13 protein-coding genes and 1 tRNA gene are annotated in these 16,750 nt (G+C 64.3%); 1 reads left to right on the top strand and 13 read right to left on the bottom strand.

Annotated features, from left to right (window positions below; translation table 11 throughout):
* The 13 genes from DEO45_RS16100 to DEO45_RS16040 form a co-directional block, all read right to left on the bottom strand.
* Positions 1 to 465: GTP-binding protein (locus tag DEO45_RS16100; protein ID WP_114345797.1), on the bottom strand; the 465-nt coding region annotated here is incomplete at its 3' end.
* 122 nt (positions 466 to 587) lie between these two features.
* On the bottom strand, positions 588 to 2,705 hold the full coding sequence (gene fusA / locus DEO45_RS16095) for an elongation factor G (RefSeq protein ID WP_114345793.1): 2,118 nt from the start codon (positions 2,703 to 2,705) through the stop codon (positions 588 to 590).
* Positions 2,706 to 2,878: 173 nt separating this feature from the next.
* On the bottom strand, positions 2,879 to 3,346 hold the full coding sequence (gene rpsG, locus DEO45_RS16090) for a 30S ribosomal protein S7 (protein WP_007514548.1): 468 nt from the start codon (positions 3,344 to 3,346) through the stop codon (positions 2,879 to 2,881).
* A 79-nt stretch (positions 3,347 to 3,425) separates the two neighbouring features.
* On the bottom strand, positions 3,426 to 3,800 hold the full coding sequence (rpsL, locus tag DEO45_RS16085) for a 30S ribosomal protein S12 (protein WP_007083021.1): 375 nt from the start codon (positions 3,798 to 3,800) through the stop codon (positions 3,426 to 3,428).
* Between the two features lie 177 nt (positions 3,801 to 3,977).
* Positions 3,978 to 8,192: a DNA-directed RNA polymerase subunit beta' gene (gene rpoC, locus DEO45_RS16080; RefSeq protein WP_114345791.1), complete on the bottom strand. Its 4,215-nt coding sequence runs from the start codon at positions 8,190 to 8,192 to the stop codon at positions 3,978 to 3,980.
* A 25-nt stretch (positions 8,193 to 8,217) separates the two neighbouring features.
* Positions 8,218 to 12,381 (bottom strand): DNA-directed RNA polymerase subunit beta, encoded by a 4,164-nt coding sequence (gene rpoB / locus DEO45_RS16075; RefSeq protein WP_189339781.1) that lies wholly within the window; start codon positions 12,379 to 12,381, stop codon positions 8,218 to 8,220.
* A gap of 349 nt (positions 12,382 to 12,730) precedes the next feature.
* Complete coding sequence (rplL, locus tag DEO45_RS16070; RefSeq protein ID WP_114345786.1) at positions 12,731 to 13,099, bottom strand: 50S ribosomal protein L7/L12; 369 nt, start codon at positions 13,097 to 13,099, stop codon at positions 12,731 to 12,733.
* A gap of 46 nt (positions 13,100 to 13,145) precedes the next feature.
* A complete protein-coding gene (gene rplJ / locus DEO45_RS16065) occupies positions 13,146 to 13,679 on the bottom strand; it encodes a 50S ribosomal protein L10 (RefSeq protein ID WP_114345784.1) in 534 nt (177 codons plus the stop codon).
* A gap of 346 nt (positions 13,680 to 14,025) precedes the next feature.
* The gene (gene rplA / locus DEO45_RS16060) at positions 14,026 to 14,733 is read right to left on the bottom strand and encodes a 50S ribosomal protein L1 (protein WP_114345781.1); all 708 of its coding nucleotides are present in this window, start codon (positions 14,731 to 14,733) and stop codon (positions 14,026 to 14,028) included.
* Between the two features lie 3 nt (positions 14,734 to 14,736).
* Entirely contained in the window at positions 14,737 to 15,165 is a 429-nt protein-coding gene (gene rplK, locus DEO45_RS16055) for a 50S ribosomal protein L11 (protein ID WP_027491701.1), read from the bottom strand.
* Positions 15,166 to 15,378: 213 nt separating this feature from the next.
* Entirely contained in the window at positions 15,379 to 15,939 is a 561-nt protein-coding gene (gene nusG / locus DEO45_RS16050; protein ID WP_114345799.1) for a transcription termination/antitermination protein NusG, read from the bottom strand.
* A gap of 7 nt (positions 15,940 to 15,946) precedes the next feature.
* Positions 15,947 to 16,342, bottom strand: a complete 396-nt coding sequence (gene secE / locus DEO45_RS16045; RefSeq protein WP_114345779.1) for a preprotein translocase subunit SecE — start codon at positions 16,340 to 16,342, stop codon at positions 15,947 to 15,949.
* A gap of 81 nt (positions 16,343 to 16,423) precedes the next feature.
* Positions 16,424 to 16,499: transfer RNA gene (locus tag DEO45_RS16040), tRNA-Trp, on the bottom strand.
* 7 nt (positions 16,500 to 16,506) lie between these two features.
* On the opposite strand from DEO45_RS16040, the gene DEO45_RS16765 reads away from it, so the two are divergent.
* Positions 16,507 to 16,750, top strand: a 244-nt coding sequence (locus tag DEO45_RS16765) for a hypothetical protein (RefSeq protein ID WP_223250910.1), incomplete at its 3' end; no start/stop codon positions are given.

Below are 16,750 nucleotides of genomic sequence, written 5' to 3'. Positions count from 1 at the left end.
GCGCACTTCCATCTCGACCAGTTCGAGCAGCTCCGCGTCATCGACCATGTCCGCCTTGTTCAGGAACACCACGATGTACGGCACGCCCACCTGGCGCGACAGCAGGATGTGCTCGCGCGTCTGCGGCATCGGGCCGTCCGCCGCCGAACACACCAGGATCGCGCCGTCCATCTGCGCCGCACCCGTGATCATGTTCTTCACGTAGTCCGCATGGCCCGGGCAGTCCACGTGCGCGTAGTGGCGCTTCGGCGATTCGTATTCCACGTGCGCCGTCGAGATCGTGATGCCGCGCGCCTTCTCTTCCGGCGCCGCGTCGATCGCACTGTAATCCTTGAACTCGCCGCCAAAGCGCTCCGCACCGACCTTCGTCAGCGCCGCCGTCAGCGTCGTCTTGCCGTGATCCACGTGACCAATCGTGCCGACGTTGACGTGCGGCTTGGTGCGTTCGAATTTACCCTTTGCCATGACTCAAACCTCTGAGAGAACCTATTTGATAATACGCCCACGAATGGCCGCTTCTTTTAAGAGTGCGGCCATGGATGGCCGCTTCCTGATCTTTGTCGTTGCGATCAGGAAGATCGCACAAGTTACGCCTTCTTCATGACCTGCTCGGCGATGTTGTTCGGCGCCTCGGCGTAATGGTCGAATTCCATCGTGAAGGTGGCGCGTCCCTGGGTCAGCGAGCGGATCGTGGTCGCGTAGCCGAACATCTCGCCCAGCGGCACCATCGCATCGATGGTCTTGCCCGACGGCGTGTCGTCCTGGCCCTGGAGCAGGCCACGGCGACGACTCATGTCACCCATCACGTCACCGACATAGTCTTCCGGGGTCACGACCTCGACCTTCATGATCGGCTCAAGCAACACCGGACTCGCCTTCGCGAAACCCTGCTTGAACGCCATCGAGGCGGCCAGCTTGAACGCCATTTCGGACGAGTCGACATCGTGGTACGAACCGAATACCAGCTTGACCTTCACGCCCACCACTGGGAAGCCGGCCAGCGGACCACTGGTGATGGTCTCGCGCAGACCCTTTTCGACCGACGGAATGAATTCCTTCGGGATCACACCACCGGTAATGTCGTTGATGAAGAGGAAGTCGTCCTTCACGGCCGGGTTCTTGCGATCCTCTTCCGTCATCGGCGACAGCTCGATCACGACGTGACCGTACTGACCCTTGCCGCCCGACTGCTTGGCGTGCTTGTAATCCGACTTGACGTCCGACGAGCGGATCGTCTCGCGATACGCCACCTGCGGCTTGCCTACGTTCGCCTCGACGTTGAACTCACGGCGCATGCGATCGACCAGGATGTCCAGGTGCAGCTCGCCCATGCCCGAGATGATGGTCTGGCCCGACTCTTCGTCCGTGCGCACGCGGAACGACGGATCCTCCGCGGCCAGGCGGCCGAGGGCGATGCCCATCTTTTCCTGGTCCGACTTGGTCTTCGGCTCGACCGCCATCGAGATCACCGGCTCCGGGAACGTCATGCGCTCCAGGGTGATGACGTGATCCTGCGCGCACAGCGTGTCGCCGGTCGTCACGTCCTTCAGGCCGACCGCGGCGGCGATGTCGCCGGCACGGACTTCCTTCAGTTCCTGACGCTCGTTCGCATGCATCTGCAGGATGCGGCCGATGCGCTCCTTCTTGCTCTTCACCGGGTTGTACACGGCATCGCCGGAGTTCAGCGTGCCCGAGTAGACGCGGAAGAACGTCAGCGAACCGACGAACGGGTCGGTCATGATCTTGAACGCAAGCGCGGAGAACGGCGCGGCGTCGTCGGCCTTGCGCGTGGCGTCCTGATCGTTCTCGTCGATGCCGGCGACCGGCGGGCGATCGGCCGGCGACGGCAGCAGCTGGACCACCGCGTCGAGCATCGCCTGGACGCCCTTGTTCTTGAACGCGGTGCCGCAGAACACCGGGATGATCTCGTTCGCCAGCGTGCGCTGGCGCAGGCCGGCGATGATCTCGTCGACGGTGAGGTCACCGCCCTCGAGATACTTGTTCATCAGCTCCTCGGTAGCCTCGGCGGCCGATTCGACCATGAAGGCGCGCGCTTCGGCAGCCTTGTCGGCCAGATTCGCAGGGACGTCCCTGAGCTCGAACTTCATGCCCTGGGATTCCATGTCCCAGACGATCGCCTTCATCTTGAGCAGGTCGACCACACCCTCGAAGCCGTCCTCGGCGCCGATCGGCACCTGCATCGGCACCGGATGCGCACCCAGGCGCGACTTCAGCTGGTCGATGACCTTGTAGAAATTGGCGCCGGTGCGGTCCATCTTGTTGACGAAGGCCAGGCGCGGCACCTTGTACTTGTTGGCCTGGCGCCACACGGTCTCGGACTGCGGCTGCACGCCGCCGACCGCGCACAGCACGAACACGGCGCCGTCGAGCACGCGCAGCGAACGCTCCACCTCAATGGTGAAGTCGACGTGCCCCGGGGTATCGATGATGTTGAAGCGGTGCTGCTCCATCGAACCGTCCATACCCTTCCAGAACGCCGTGGTGGCGGCGGAAGTGATGGTGATGCCGCGCTCCTGCTCCTGCTCCATCCAGTCCATCGTGGCCGCACCGTCGTGCACCTCGCCGATCTTGTGCGAGACGCCGGTATAGAACAGGATGCGCTCCGTGGTCGTGGTCTTGCCGGCATCGATGTGGGCCATGATGCCGAAGTTGCGATAGCGCTCGATAGGAGTGGTGCGTGCCATGGGAGTTTACCTTTGCCGGGCAGTCCTGCCCTGGATTCACGCAGCCGTCCTGGCTGCCGCTATTATGAAAAGTCCGGCATGAGCGCCGGGTTCTTCTTTGCCGCCACGGGCGACGGCACAAGCACCGCCAGCCTGTCCATTGCCGCCAACATGGGCGGCAAGGCAAAACCCGATTACCAGCGGTAGTGCGAGAAGGCCTTGTTGGCTTCCGCCATGCGATGCGTTTCTTCGCGCTTCTTGGCAGCGCCGCCGCGGCTCTCGGAAGCCTCCAGCAGTTCGGCGGCCAGCTTGCGCGGCATCGACGTCTCGCCACGCTTGCGGGCGGCATCGATGACCCAGCGCATCGCCAGCGCCATGCGACGACCCGGACGCACTTCGACCGGCACCTGGTAGGTGGCGCCGCCGACACGACGGGACTTCACCTCGACCGCCGGAGCGATGTTGTTGAGCGCCTTCTCCACCAGAGCCACCGGCTCGGCGTTCTTCTCGCCAATATGCTGCAGCGCACCGTAAACGATGCTCTCGGCGACGGACTTCTTGCCGCTCTTCATCACCATGTTGATGAAGCGGGCGATCAATTGGCTGCCATGCTTGGGATCCGGCAGGACCAGACGGGCGGGATGTGAACCTTTACGCGACATGTTTGTTGTCCGTTATTTTTAGCGGACATCCCTGTCCGCCTGAAAAGCGGCCATCCTGGCCGCACTCTTCAATAGGAGCTTATTTCTTCGGGCGCTTGGCGCCGTACTTCGAGCGCGATTGACGACGCTTGGTGACGCCGGCGCAGTCGAGGCTGCCGCGCACCGTGTGATAACGCACACCGGGCAGATCCTTGACGCGACCGCCGCGGATCAGCACCACCGAGTGCTCCTGCAGATTGTGGCCTTCGCCACCGATATAGCTGATGACCTCGAAGCCATTGGTCAGGCGCACCTTGGCAACCTTGCGCAGGGCCGAGTTCGGCTTCTTCGGGGTGGTCGTGTAAACGCGCGTGCAGACGCCGCGACGCTGCGGGCTGCTCTGCAAGGCGGGCGACCCACTCTTGTAGGTCTTGGGGCTGCGGTTTTTGCGCACCAACTGGTTGACTGTCGTCATGCGAAGCTGTTCCTGAAAACATAAAGGCAGCCCGAATAAGCTCGGTCTGCCAAGAAGCGGGAATTTAACATGAGCAGCCCGCCATAGGCAAGCCAATGCTCAGCCGTCCTGGACCCGAACACGAGGTGCGTCCCTGCACCTCATTTCGTATGTCAGCGAGTGGCGCCCTGAACGGGCTTACTCGACACCGTTTTCACTACCGACCGGGGCCTCTGCGAATGAAACCGCAGACGCGGAACCGGAAAGGGTCTCCAGCTCCGTGGCGGTCAAACCGCCCTGGCGACGACGCGATGCGTGGTATGCCAGACCCGTACCTGCCGGAATAAGACGGCCGACGATAACATTTTCCTTGAGGCCGCGCAAGGTGTCGCGGGTGCCACGAACCGCTGCCTCGGTCAGGACGCGGGTGGTTTCCTGGAACGAGGCCGCCGAGATGAACGACTCGGTCGCCAGCGACGCCTTGGTGATGCCCAGCAGCACCGACTGGTACTCGGCGGCACGCTCGCCCTTGGCCACCGCACGCTCGTTCTCGCCATTGATGCGCACGCGCTCGACCTGCTCGCCACGCAGGTAGTGGCTCTCGCCCGGCTCGGTGATCTCGACCTTGCGCAACATCTGGCGAATGATCGCTTCGATGTGCTTGTCGTTGATCTTCACGCCCTGCAGGCGGTAAACGTCCTGGATTTCCTTGACCAGGTACGTGGCCAGCGGCTCCACACCCAGCAGGCGCAGGATGTCATGCGGACTGGGCTCGCCGTCGACGACGGTCTCACCCTTCTCCACGTGCTCACCCTCGAACACGATGACCTGGCGCCACTTCGGGATCAGCTCCTCGTGCTCGTTGCCGTCGACGTCCTTGATGATCAGACGCTGCTTGCCCTTGGTGTCCTTGCCGAAGCTGATGATGCCGGAACGCTCCGCGAGAATTGCCGGCTCCTTCGGCTTGCGTGCCTCGAACAGGTCGGCCACGCGCGGCAGACCACCGGTGATGTCGCGGGTCTTGGAGGTTTCCTGCGGGATACGCGCGACCACGTCGCCCACGCCTACTTCGGCACCGTTCTGGATCGACACGATTGCGCCGGCCGGCAGGAAGTACTGCGCGGCGATGTCGGTACCCGGCAGCTTCAGCTCGCGGCCCTTGGCATCTTCCAGGCGCACGATCGGACGCAGGTCCTTCGCCTGCGCGCCGCGACGCTTCGGATCGGTGACCACCGCCGACTCCAGGCCGGTCAGCTCGTCGGTCTGGCTCTGCACGGTGACGCCATCGAGGAAGTCGATGAAGCGCACCACGCCGGCCACCTCGGTGACGATCGGATGGGTATGCGGATCCCAGTTCGCCACGGCCTGCCCCGGCTTGACCGGTGCGCCGTCCTTGACCGCGATGATGGCGCCGTACGGCACCTTGTAGCGCTCGCGCTCGCGGCCACTGGAGTCGATCACGCTCAGTTCGCCCGAGCGCGACACCGCCACCAGGTGACCCTGCTTGTGCTGCACCGACTTCAGGTTGTTGAACTTCAGCGAACCGGTGGTCTTCACCGTGACGTTGTCCACCGCCGCCGCACGCGAAGCCGCGCCGCCGATGTGGAACGTGCGCATGGTCAGCTGGGTGCCCGGCTCGCCGATCGACTGCGCGGCGACCACACCTACAGCCTCACCCATGTTGACCAGGTGGCCGCGGGCCAGATCGCGGCCATAGCAGAGCTTGCACACGCCATGCTCGGCCTCGCAGGTGATCGGCGAACGCACCTTGATGATCTGCACGCCGGCCTTGTCGAGCCTCTCGACCAGGGCTTCGTTGAGCAGGGTGTCGCGGGTGACGATCGGCTGGTCGTCGTCGCCGGGGGCGTAGACGTCCTCGACCACCACGCGGCCCAGCACGCGGTCGCGCAACGGCTCGACCACGTCGCCGCCCTCGACGATCGGCTGCATGGTGACGCCGTCCTCGGTGCCGCAGTCGTCCATCGTGATGACCACGTCCTGCGCCACGTCGACCAGGCGGCGGGTCAGGTAGCCGGAGTTCGCGGTCTTCAGCGCGGTATCCGCCAGGCCCTTGCGCGCGCCGTGGGTCGAGTTGAAGTACTGCAGCACGTTCAGGCCTTCGCGGAAGTTGGCCTTGATCGGGGTCTCGATGATCGAGCCGTCCGGACGTGCCATCAGGCCGCGCATGCCCGCCAGCTGACGGATCTGCGCCACCGAGCCACGTGCGCCTGAGTCGGCCATGATGTACAGCGAGTTCATGGACTTCTGGCTGACCGTCTTGCCGTCGGCGTCGACCACCTTCTCGGTGCCGATGCCGTCGATCATCGCCTTGGCCACCAGCTCGCTGGTGCGCGACCAGATGTCGACCACCTTGTTGTAGCGCTCGCCGGCGGTGACCAGGCCCGACTGGTACTGCTGCTGGATCTCGACGACTTCCTTCTCGGCCTCGTCGAGGATGGTCTTCTTCTCGCTCGGGATCAGCATGTCGTCGATGCCGATCGAGATGCCCGCGCGGGTGGCGAACCGATAGCCGGTGTACATCAGCTTGTCGGCGAACACCACGGTTTCCTTCAGGCCAAGCCGGCGGTAGCTGGAGTTGATCAGGCGCGAGATGTTCTTCTTTGTGAGCTCGGTGTTGGCCAGCTCGAACGGCAGGCCTTCCGGCAGGATCTCGGCAAGCAGCGCGCGACCGACCGTGGTCTCGACCAGGCGGGTTTCGCTGGTGCGGGTGCCGTCCTCGGCGATGTGCACCTGCTTCAGGCGCACCTTCACCTTCGCATGCAGCTCGACCGCGCGGTTGTCATAGGCACGGCGCGCCTCGGCGATGCCGGAGAACACCATGCCGGCGCCCTTGGCGTTGATCAGCTCGCGGGTCATGTAGTACAGGCCCAGCACCACGTCCTGGGTCGGCACGATGATCGGCTCGCCGTTGGCGGGGCTGAGGATGTTGTTGGACGACATCATCAGCGTGCGCGCTTCCAGCTGCGCCTCGATCGACAGCGGCACGTGCACGGCCATCTGGTCGCCGTCGAAGTCCGCGTTGAACGCAGTACACACCAGCGGATGCAGCTGGATTGCCTTGCCTTCGATCAGCTTCGGCTCGAACGCCTGGATGCCCAGGCGATGCAGGGTCGGCGCGCGGTTCAGCAGCACCGGATGCTCGCGGATCACCTCTTCCAGGATGTCCCACACCTGGCCTTCCTCGCGCTCGACCAGCTTCTTCGCCGCCTTGATGGTGGTGGCTTCGCCACGCGCCTGCAGCTTGGCGAAGATGAACGGCTTGAACAGCTCCAGCGCCATCTTCTTCGGCAGACCGCACTGGTGCAGGCGCAGCGTCGGGCCGACCACGATCACCGAACGGCCGGAGTAGTCCACGCGCTTGCCGAGCAGGTTCTGGCGGAAGCGGCCCTGCTTGCCCTTGATCATGTCGGCGAGCGACTTCAGCGCGCGCTTGTTGGTGCCGGTGATGGCACGGCCGCGGCGGCCGTTGTCGAGCAGCGCGTCGACCGATTCCTGCAACATGCGCTTCTCGTTGCGCACGATGATGTCGGGCGCGTTGAGTTCGAGCAGACGCTTCAGGCGGTTGTTGCGGTTGATGACGCGGCGGTACAGATCGTTCAGGTCGGAGGTGGCGAAGCGGCCACCGTCCAGCGGCACCAGCGGACGCAGGTCCGGCGGCAGCACGGGCAGCACGGTCAGCACCATCCACTCCGGCTTGTTGCCGGATTCCAGGAACGCCTCGATCAGCTTGACGCGTTTGGTCAGCCGCTTCAGCTTGGTCTCGGAGTTGGTGGAGGTGATTTCCTCCTTCAGGCGGACGACCTCGCCCGGCAGGTCGATCGACTTCAGCAGGTGGTACACCGCCTCGGCGCCCATCCGTGCGTCGAACTCGTCGCCGTGCTCCTCGGTCGCTTCCAGGTACTGGTCTTCGCTGAGCAGCTGGCCGCGCTCCAGCGCGGTCATGCCCGGATCGATCACCACGAACGCTTCGAAGTACAGAATGCGCTCGATGTCGCGCAGGGTCATGTCCAGCATCAGGCCGATGCGCGAAGGCAGCGACTTGAGGAACCAGATGTGCGCGGTCGGGCTGGCCAGCTCGATGTGGCCCATGCGCTCGCGGCGCACCTTGGCCAGGGTGACCTCCGTACCGCACTTCTCGCAGACCACCCCGCGGTGCTTCATGCGCTTGTACTTGCCGCACAGGCACTCGTAGTCCTTCACCGGTCCGAAGATGGCGGCGCAGAACAGGCCGTCACGCTCCGGCTTGAAGGTGCGGTAGTTGATGGTTTCCGGCTTTTTCACTTCGCCGTACGACCACGAGCGGATCAGCTCCGGCGACGCGAGCGCGATCTTGATCGCGTCGAAGTCCGGCGTCGCGCGCTGCTGGTTGAACAGATTGAGCAGGTCTTTCATTCGAAATCTCCGGTGACTGCGCGGATCACTTGATCTCTTCCAGATCGATGTCGATGGCGAGCGAGCGGATTTCCTTCACCAGCACGTTGAAGGACTCCGGCATGCCTGCGGACATCTCGTGGTTGCCGTCGACAATGTTCTTGTACATCTGGTTGCGGCCCTGCACGTCGTCGGACTTCACCGTCAGCATTTCCTGCAGGGTGTAGGCCGCGCCGTAGGCTTCCAGCGCCCACACTTCCATCTCGCCGAAGCGCTGGCCGCCGAACTGCGCCTTGCCGCCCAGCGGCTGCTGGGTGACCAGCGAGTACGGGCCGGTGGAGCGCGCGTGCATCTTGTCGTCGACCAGGTGGTTGAGCTTCAGGTAATGCATGTAGCCGACGGTGACGGGACGATCGAATGCCTCGCCGGTACGGCCATCGAACAGCATGGTCTGGCCGGACTCGGGCAGATCCGCCAGCTTCAGCATCGCCTTGATCTCGGTCTCCTCGGCGCCGTCGAACACCGGCGTGGCCATCGGCACGCCTTCCTGCAGGTTGTTCGCCAGCGCCAGGATCTCGGCGTCGGTGAGCGACTTCAGGTCGACGTGCTGCACCGCACCGGCGACGTGGCTGTTGTAGATCTGGTCGAGGAACTTGCGGATCTCGACCACCTTCTCCTGCGCCTCGATCATCTTCTGGATCTTCTTGCCCAGGCCCTTGGCGGCCCAGCCCAGATGCACCTCCAGGATCTGCCCGATGTTCATGCGCGACGGCACGCCCAGCGGATTCAGCACGATGTCGACCGGCACGCCGTCGGCGGAGTACGGCATGTCCTCCACCGGCACCACGTTGGAGACCACGCCCTTGTTGCCGTGGCGGCCGGCCATCTTGTCGCCCGGCTGGATGCGGCGCTTCACGGCCAGGAACACCTTGACCATCTTCAGCACGCCCGGCGCGAGGTCGTCGCCCTGGGTGATCTTGCCCTGCTTCTCCTTGAATCGCTTGTCGAACTCCTCCTTGTGGCGCTTGACCTGGTCGGCGGCGCGCTCGAGGAACTCGGTGACGTCCTCGTCCTTGACGTTGATCTTGAACCAGTCGTCCTTCTTCAGGCCGTCGAGGTAGGCGTCGGTGATCTCGGCGCCGCGCTTCAGCCCGCCCGGACCGCTCATCGCGGACTTGCCGACCAGCTGGGTGCGCATGCGACTGTAGATCGCACCTTCGAGGATTCGGAACTGGTCATCCAGATCCTTGCGGATCCGCTTGATCTCGGTTTCCTCGATCTGCTTGGCGCGCTTGTCCTTCTCGATGCCGTCGCGGGTGAACACCTGCACGTCGATGACGGTGCCGTCCATGCCCGGCGGCACGCGCAGCGAGCTGTCCTTCACGTCGGACGCCTTCTCGCCGAAGATCGCACGCAGCAGCTTCTCTTCCGGCGTGAGCTGGCTCTCGCCCTTCGGCGTGACCTTGCCGACCATGATGTCGCCGGCCTTCACCTCGGCACCGATGTACACGATGCCGGACTCGTCGAGGCGGGCCAGCGCCTGCTCGCCCACGTTCGGGATGTCGGCGGTGATTTCCTCGGCACCCAGCTTGGTGTCGCGCGCGATGCAGGACAGCTCCTCGATGTGGATCGAGGTGTAGCGGTCTTCCTGCACGACGCGCTCGGACAGCAGGATCGAGTCTTCGAAGTTGTAGCCGTTCCACGGCATGAAGGCGATCAGCATGTTCTGGCCGAGCGCGAGCTCGCCCAGGTCGGTCGACGAACCGTCGGCCAGCGTATCGCCCTTCGCCACCACGTCGCCGACATTCACCAGCGGACGCTGGTTGAGGTTGGTGTTCTGGTTGGAGCGGGTGTACTTGGTCAGCGTGTAGATATCGACGCCGGCATCGTTGTCGCCGACTTCCACTTCATTGACGCGCACCACGATACGGGCCGCATCGACCTGATCGATCACGCCGCCGCGCCTGGCGGAAACGATGACGCCGGAGTCGCGCGCCACGGCGCGTTCGATGCCGGTACCCACCAGCGGGGTCTGCGAACGCAGGGTCGGCACGGCCTGGCGCTGCATGTTCGCGCCCATCAGCGCGCGGTTCGCGTCGTCGTGCTCCAGGAACGGCACCAGCGCCGCGGCGACCGACACGGTCTGCATCGGCGAGACGTCCATGTAGTCGACCTCGGACGCCGGACGCAGCTCGGATTCGCCGCGGAAACGGCAGGACACGAAGTCCTCGAGGAACGCGCCGTGCTTGTCCAGTGGCGAGTTGGCTTGGGCGATCACGTGGTCGCCCTCCTCGATCGCCGACAGGTAATCCACCTTGTCGGTAACCTTGCCGTTGGCCACCTTGCGATACGGCGTCTCGAGGAAGCCATAGGCATTGGTGCGGGCATACACGGCCAGCGAGTTGATCAGGCCGATGTTCGGGCCTTCCGGCGTCTCGATGGTGCAGACGCGGCCGTAATGGGTCGGATGCACGTCGCGCACCTCGAAGCCGGCGCGCTCGCGGGTCAGGCCGCCCGGGCCGAGGGCCGAGACGCGGCGCTTGTGCGTCACTTCCGACAGCGGGTTGTTCTGGTCCATGAACTGCGACAGCTGCGAGGAGCCGAAGAACTCCTTCACCGCCGCGGCCACCGGCTTCGCGTTGATCAGGTCCTGCGGGGTGAGGCCATCGGCCTCGGCCAGTGACAGGCGCTCGCGCACGGCGCGCTCCACCCGCACCAGGCCGATGCGGAAGGTGTTCTCGGCCATTTCTCCGACCGAGCGCACGCGACGGTTGCCCAGATGGTCGATGTCGTCCACGGTGCCGTGGCCGTTCTTGATGTCGATCAGCACCTTCAGCACGTCGAGGATGTCGGAGCTGTCGCCCTGCGAGGCCACCAGCGCCTGCGACTCCTCTTCCTTGCGCTCGCTGAAGTACTTGCGGTCGTACAGCACGCCCGGACCGACGATCTCCTGGCGACCGACGCGGCGGTTGAACTTCATGCGGCCGACCGAGGACAGGTCGTAGCGGTCGAAGGTGAAGAACAGGTTGAAGAACAGGTTCTGCGCGGCATCCTTGGTCGGCGGCTCGCCCGGGCGCATCATGCGATAGATTTCCACCAGCGCCTCCAGCGGCGTCTTGGTGTTGTCGATGCGCAGGGTGTGCGATATGTAGGCGCCGCGATCGAGGTCGTTCACGTAGAGCGTGGGCAGGCGCTCGATGCCGGCCTTGCGGAAGGCCTCCATCTGCTCGGCGGTGATCTCGTCGTTGGCCGAGGCAAGCAGCTCGCCGGTCTTCGCGTCGACGATGTCGATCGCCAGGATGCGGCCGACCGGGTAGTCGTCCGGCACTTCCAGCGCGGTGATGTTCTCGGCCGCCAGCTGGCGCACATGGCGCGCGGTGATGCGCTTGCCGGCTTCCACCAGCACCTTGCCGCCGATCGCCAGGTCGAAGGAGAGCGTCTCGCCGCGCAGGCGCTCGGCGACCAGCTCCAGCGTGGTGCCGCCCTTCTTGCCCAGATGGAACACGTTGTGCTCGAAGAAGATGCCCAGCATCTCCTCGTTGCTGTAGCCGAGCGCGCGCAGCAGCACCGTCACCGGCAGCTTGCGGCGGCGGTCGATGCGGGTGAACAGCGCGTCCTTCGGGTCGAACTCGAAGTCCAGCCAGGAACCGCGGTAAGGGATCACGCGGGCCGAGAACAGCAGCTTGCCCGAGCTGTGCGTCTTGCCGCGGTCGTGGTCGAAGAACACGCCCGGCGAACGATGCAGCTGCGAGACGATCACGCGCTCGGTGCCGTTGATGATGAAGGTGCCGGTGTCGGTCATGAGCGGGATCTCGCCCATGTAGACCTCCTGCTCCTTGATGTACTTCACCACCTTCTTCGAGGCCGGGCTGTCCTTGTCGTAGATCACCAGGCGCACGGTGACGCGCAGCGGCGCGCCGAAGGTCATGCCGCGGTTGCGGCACTCGCGCTCGTCGAACGCCGGCTCGCCGAGGCGGTAGTCCACGTACTCCAGTGCCGCATTGCCCGAGTAGCTGGTGATCGGGAACACCGACTTCAACGCGGCATGCAAACCCTTGTCACCCCGCTGTTTCGGCGCGACATGCTCCTGCAGGAACTCCCGGTAGGAATCAGTCTGGATGGTCAGCAGGTTCGGCACGCCCAGTACGGGCGGACGCTTGCCAAAGTCCTTGCGGATGCGTTTCTTCTCGGTAAACGAGTAGGCCATGATCGGTAGCGCCTCGGTTCGCAGTGGCGCCGGTGGTGCACACACCGGCTGAATGGATAATTTGTCTTGTCGGGAAAAGGCTCCTGCCCTTCCCCGACACCGCGAGCCCGGCACATGCCCGGACCCGCTCCCTGCCCATCAGGCAAGCACGCTTGATGGACGGGCGAGCCATCCGTGGCTCGCCGCGAGATGCTTCGACATCTCGCCGGGATTCGGGAATCGAGAATGAGGATTCGGCCCGCGAATCCCCATTCTCCATTCCCCTTCCCGCCTAAGCAGGCAAAGCCCGGGGGCTTGCGCCCCCAGGCTTGCTTGACGCAAGGATCAAACTGGCAGCGCGCAAGGGCGCCGATTACTTCAGTTCGACCGTAGCGCCGGCAGCTTCGAGTTCCTTCTTGAACTTCTCGGCATCTTCCTTCGACACGGCTTCCTTCAGGACGCCGCCGGCCTCGGTGAGGTCCTTGGCTTCCTTCAGGCCCAGGCCGGTGATCGCGCGGACAGCCTTGATCACGTCGACCTTCTTGGCGCCGGCGGTCTTCAGGATGACGTCGAACTCAGTCTGCGCCTCGGCAACCGGGGCAGCAGCGGCCGGACCGGCCACTGCAACCGGGGCGGCGGCGGTCACGCCAAACTTCTCTTCGATGGCCTTCACCAGGTCCATCACTTCCATGAGCGACTTGGCGGCGACGGCTTCAACGATCTGTTCGTTGGACAGGGACATTTGATTTACCTCTGGAAATTAGGTTCGGTTTGAATAGACGTTGAACTTAGGCGGGTTCGACTTCGGCCGGGGCTTCGGCGGCGACTTCGCCACCACCCTGCTTGTCCGCCACGGCCTTGACGACGCGGGCAAACATCGTGGCCGGTTCGGCCAGCACGCGGGCCAGCATGGCCAGCGCCTGTTCGCGGGTCGGCAGCGAGGCCAGCACGTCGACGTGCGCGGCCGGCAGCAGCTTGCCTTCCACCGAGACGAGCTTCGCCTTCAGCTTGTCATTGTCCTTGGCGAACTCCTTGATCAGACGCCCGGCAGCACCGGGCTCTTCCGTCGAGAATGCGTACAGCAGCGGACCGACCAGGGCGTCCTTGACGACCTCAAATTCGGTACCGGCCACGGCACGCGACGCCAGCGTGTTCTTGACAACCCGCAAGTACACGCCGGATTCGCGGGCCTTCTTGCGCATCGCGGTCATCTGAGCGACCGTGGTGCCCGCATACTCGGCAGCGACCAGGGAGTGAGCCTTCGCGGCAACTTCTGCCAGTTCGGCGACTACTTCTTGCTTCTGAGACAGATTGAGAGCCATTGCACTCCTCCAAATGAACTCCGCTTACGGCTCCTGCCGCTTGCGGTCCTGGGCGACGCCATCCATGACGTCGGGGACGCTGGGGTCCCGGGTGTTGGCCTTTCCAGAACACATCGAACATTCCAGAAGGGGCAGCACCATCTGCGCAGGCCGGATTTGCGAGAAACCCGATTAAGCGATCCCGCTGGCGGCGACGGCGATTCCATGCCTTGTACGAGCTCCCTGCCCGTCGTCGTCGCGCGCTGAACGCGCCTGCGGTCTTTGACAGCGGCCCCGACCGCCAAAACGGACGGGACTGCCCTCAAAAACTGCCCGCACCGGCGACCGCCGATGCGGGACTTGATACTTACTTGGCGGCCAAGGCCAGCGACGAGGTATCGACAGCCACGCCGACGCCCATGGTGCTGGACAGCGCCACTTTCTGCAGGAACTGGCCCTTCGCGGTGGACGGCTTGGCCTTCAGCAGGTCGGCGATCAGCGCGTTGAGGTTGTCCGCGAGTTGGTCGGCCTCGAAGTTCGCCTTGCCGATGGTGGCGTGGATGATGCCCGCCTTGTCGTTGCGGAACTTCACCTGGCCGGCCTTGGCGTTCTTCACCGCGGTGGCGACATCGGCGGTGACCGAGCCGTCCTTCGGGTTCGGCATCAGGCCGCGCGGGCCGAGCAACTGGCCCAGCTTGCCGACGACGCGCATTGCGTCCGGCGTGGCGATCACGCGACCGAAGTCGAGATCACCGCCCTGCATGCGCTCGGCCAGGTCGTCCATGCCGACCGCGTCGGCACCGGCGGCCTTGGCGGCCTCGGCCTTCTCGCCCGGCGGGCAGAACACGGCGACCTTGACGGTCTTGCCGGTGCCGTGCGGCAGCAGCGAGGAGCCGCGCACGCCCTGGTCCGACTTCTTCGCGTCGATACCCAGACGCACGGCCACGTCCACCGATTCGGCGAACTTCGCCTTGGCGTTGGCCTTGACGATCTTCAGGGCCTCGTCCAGGGCATAGAACTTGCCCGGCTGCACCGCTGCCTGGGCGACTTTCATACGCTTCGTGTTCTTTGCCATGTCTTAACCCTCCACCACAAGGCCCATGCTGCGGGCGCTACCGGCAATGGTGCGCACCGCGGCGTCGAGGTCGGCAGCCGTCAGATCCGGCTCCTTCTGCTTCGCAATGTCTTCCAACTGCTTGCGGGTGACCTTGCCGACCTTGTCGGTGTTCGGCTTCTGCGAACCCTTGGCAACGCCGGTGGCCTTCTTCAGAAGGATCGTGGCGGGCGGGGTCTTGGTGATGAAGGTGAAGCTGCGGTCGGAGTACGCCGTGATGATGGTCGGGATCGGCAGACCCGGCTCCAGCTTCTGCGTGGCGGCATTGAACGCCTTGCAGAACTCCATGATGTTCAGGCCGCGCTGACCGAGGGCGGGGCCCACCGGCGGAGACGGATTGGCCTGGCCGGCCTTGACCTGCAGTTTGATGTAACCGACGACTTTCTTTGCCATGGGATTTTCCTCGCGAGTCCGGGCGCCTTGCGGCTCCTCGCTGTTCACCGGTCCCTGGATGGAAGGATGATCCGCGTCCTGCGGATCCGAAACGCGTGCACGCCGGATCGAAAAAGACCCAGCGTGAACCGCACAGTATAGAGATTTACCGGGCTATCGGCAAGCCCCGTGCCAAGACCCGCCGAACCGGGCGGTCGCGCCGCGCCGGCCGACTCAGGCCTTCTCGACCTGGCCGAACTCCAGCTCGACCGGAGTGGAGCGGCCGAAGATCAGCACCGCCACGCGCAGGCGGCTCTTCTCGTAGTTGACTTCCTCGACCACGCCGTTGAAATCGTTGAACGGGCCTTCGGTGACGCGCACCATCTCGCCCGGCTCGAACAGCACCTTGGGCTTGGGCTTCTCGACGCCTTCGCGCACGCGACTGAGGATGGCATCGGCCTCGCTGTCCTTGATCGGCAGCGGGCGGTCGGCGGTACCGCCGATGAAACCCATCACCTTCGGGGTTTCCTTGATCAGATGCCAGCATTCATCGTCGATCCGCGGCGCCTTGCCTTCGGTGCCCGTCTCGATCTGCACCAGCACGTAACCCGGAAAGAACTTGCGATCGCTGCGGCGCTTCTGGCCGCCGCGCATCTCGATCACTTCCTCGGTCGGCACAAGCACTTCGCCGAACTTTTCCTCCATCGAGGCGCGCTTGATGCGCTCCTCAAGGGAGCGCTTCACCTGATTCTCGAAGCCCGAATAGGCGTGCACCACGTACCAGCGCTTGCTCATGCTCACCTCAGCCACCCAGCTTCAGCAGCCAGTCGAGAATGACCGACTTCAGGATCAGGTCGATAAGACCCAACAGCAGCGACAGCACGATCACCACCAGGATGATGATGCCGGTCGTCTTGATCGTCTCGTCGCGGGTCGGCCAGACCACCTTGCGCATTTCGAACTGCGACTCGGCGATGAAGTTCCGCACCCGCCGACCCAGGGCGGTGAACGCGGCGATCGCCAGCGCGACCACCAGCGCGGCCAGCACGCCCAGCAGGCGCACCGACGAGGAAATGCTGCCGTCCCGACCGAACCAGGAATAGGCAAAGATACCGGCAGCCAGCACCAGCCCCGCCAGTGCCAGCTTGCCGATGTCGGCGGCGTTCGTGCCCTTGGGCTGTTCTGCCTTGGTATTCATGCACTAATGATCAGGTATCAGCAGCACGCCGCGCCTCACGGCCGGCCTTGCCACCGCCACCCGTCTCGATCCTCGGGGAAGTGGCACGCCAGGAGGGACTCGAACCCCCAACCTGCGGTTTTGGAGACCGCTGCTCTGCCAATTGAGCTACTGGCGTACATGGCTTGAACTTCAAACACGACAGCGAGCGGCTTGAATCCGCTCGCCCCGTGAGGATTATTTCAGCCATCCTCCCTGATGGCAAAGATCAACCCGACATCCATGCCGGAGTGTTTACTTGTGTCGTCCTCCCTGACGACGAAGATCAAACCGGCATCCATGCCGGACTATTCAGAAAAACATCGGAAACCATGGCTTTCATGGTCACCTCTGCCTGCCCGGCGGTTCGCTGCCGGGACAACAGGTATT

It is taken from the genome of Rhodanobacter denitrificans (genome assembly GCF_003335105.1).
Taxonomy (GTDB): Bacteria; Pseudomonadota; Gammaproteobacteria; order Xanthomonadales; family Rhodanobacteraceae; genus Rhodanobacter; species Rhodanobacter denitrificans_A.
Note: the sequence above shows the minus strand (reverse complement) of the source record. Positions and strands in the feature narration are given on the sequence as shown.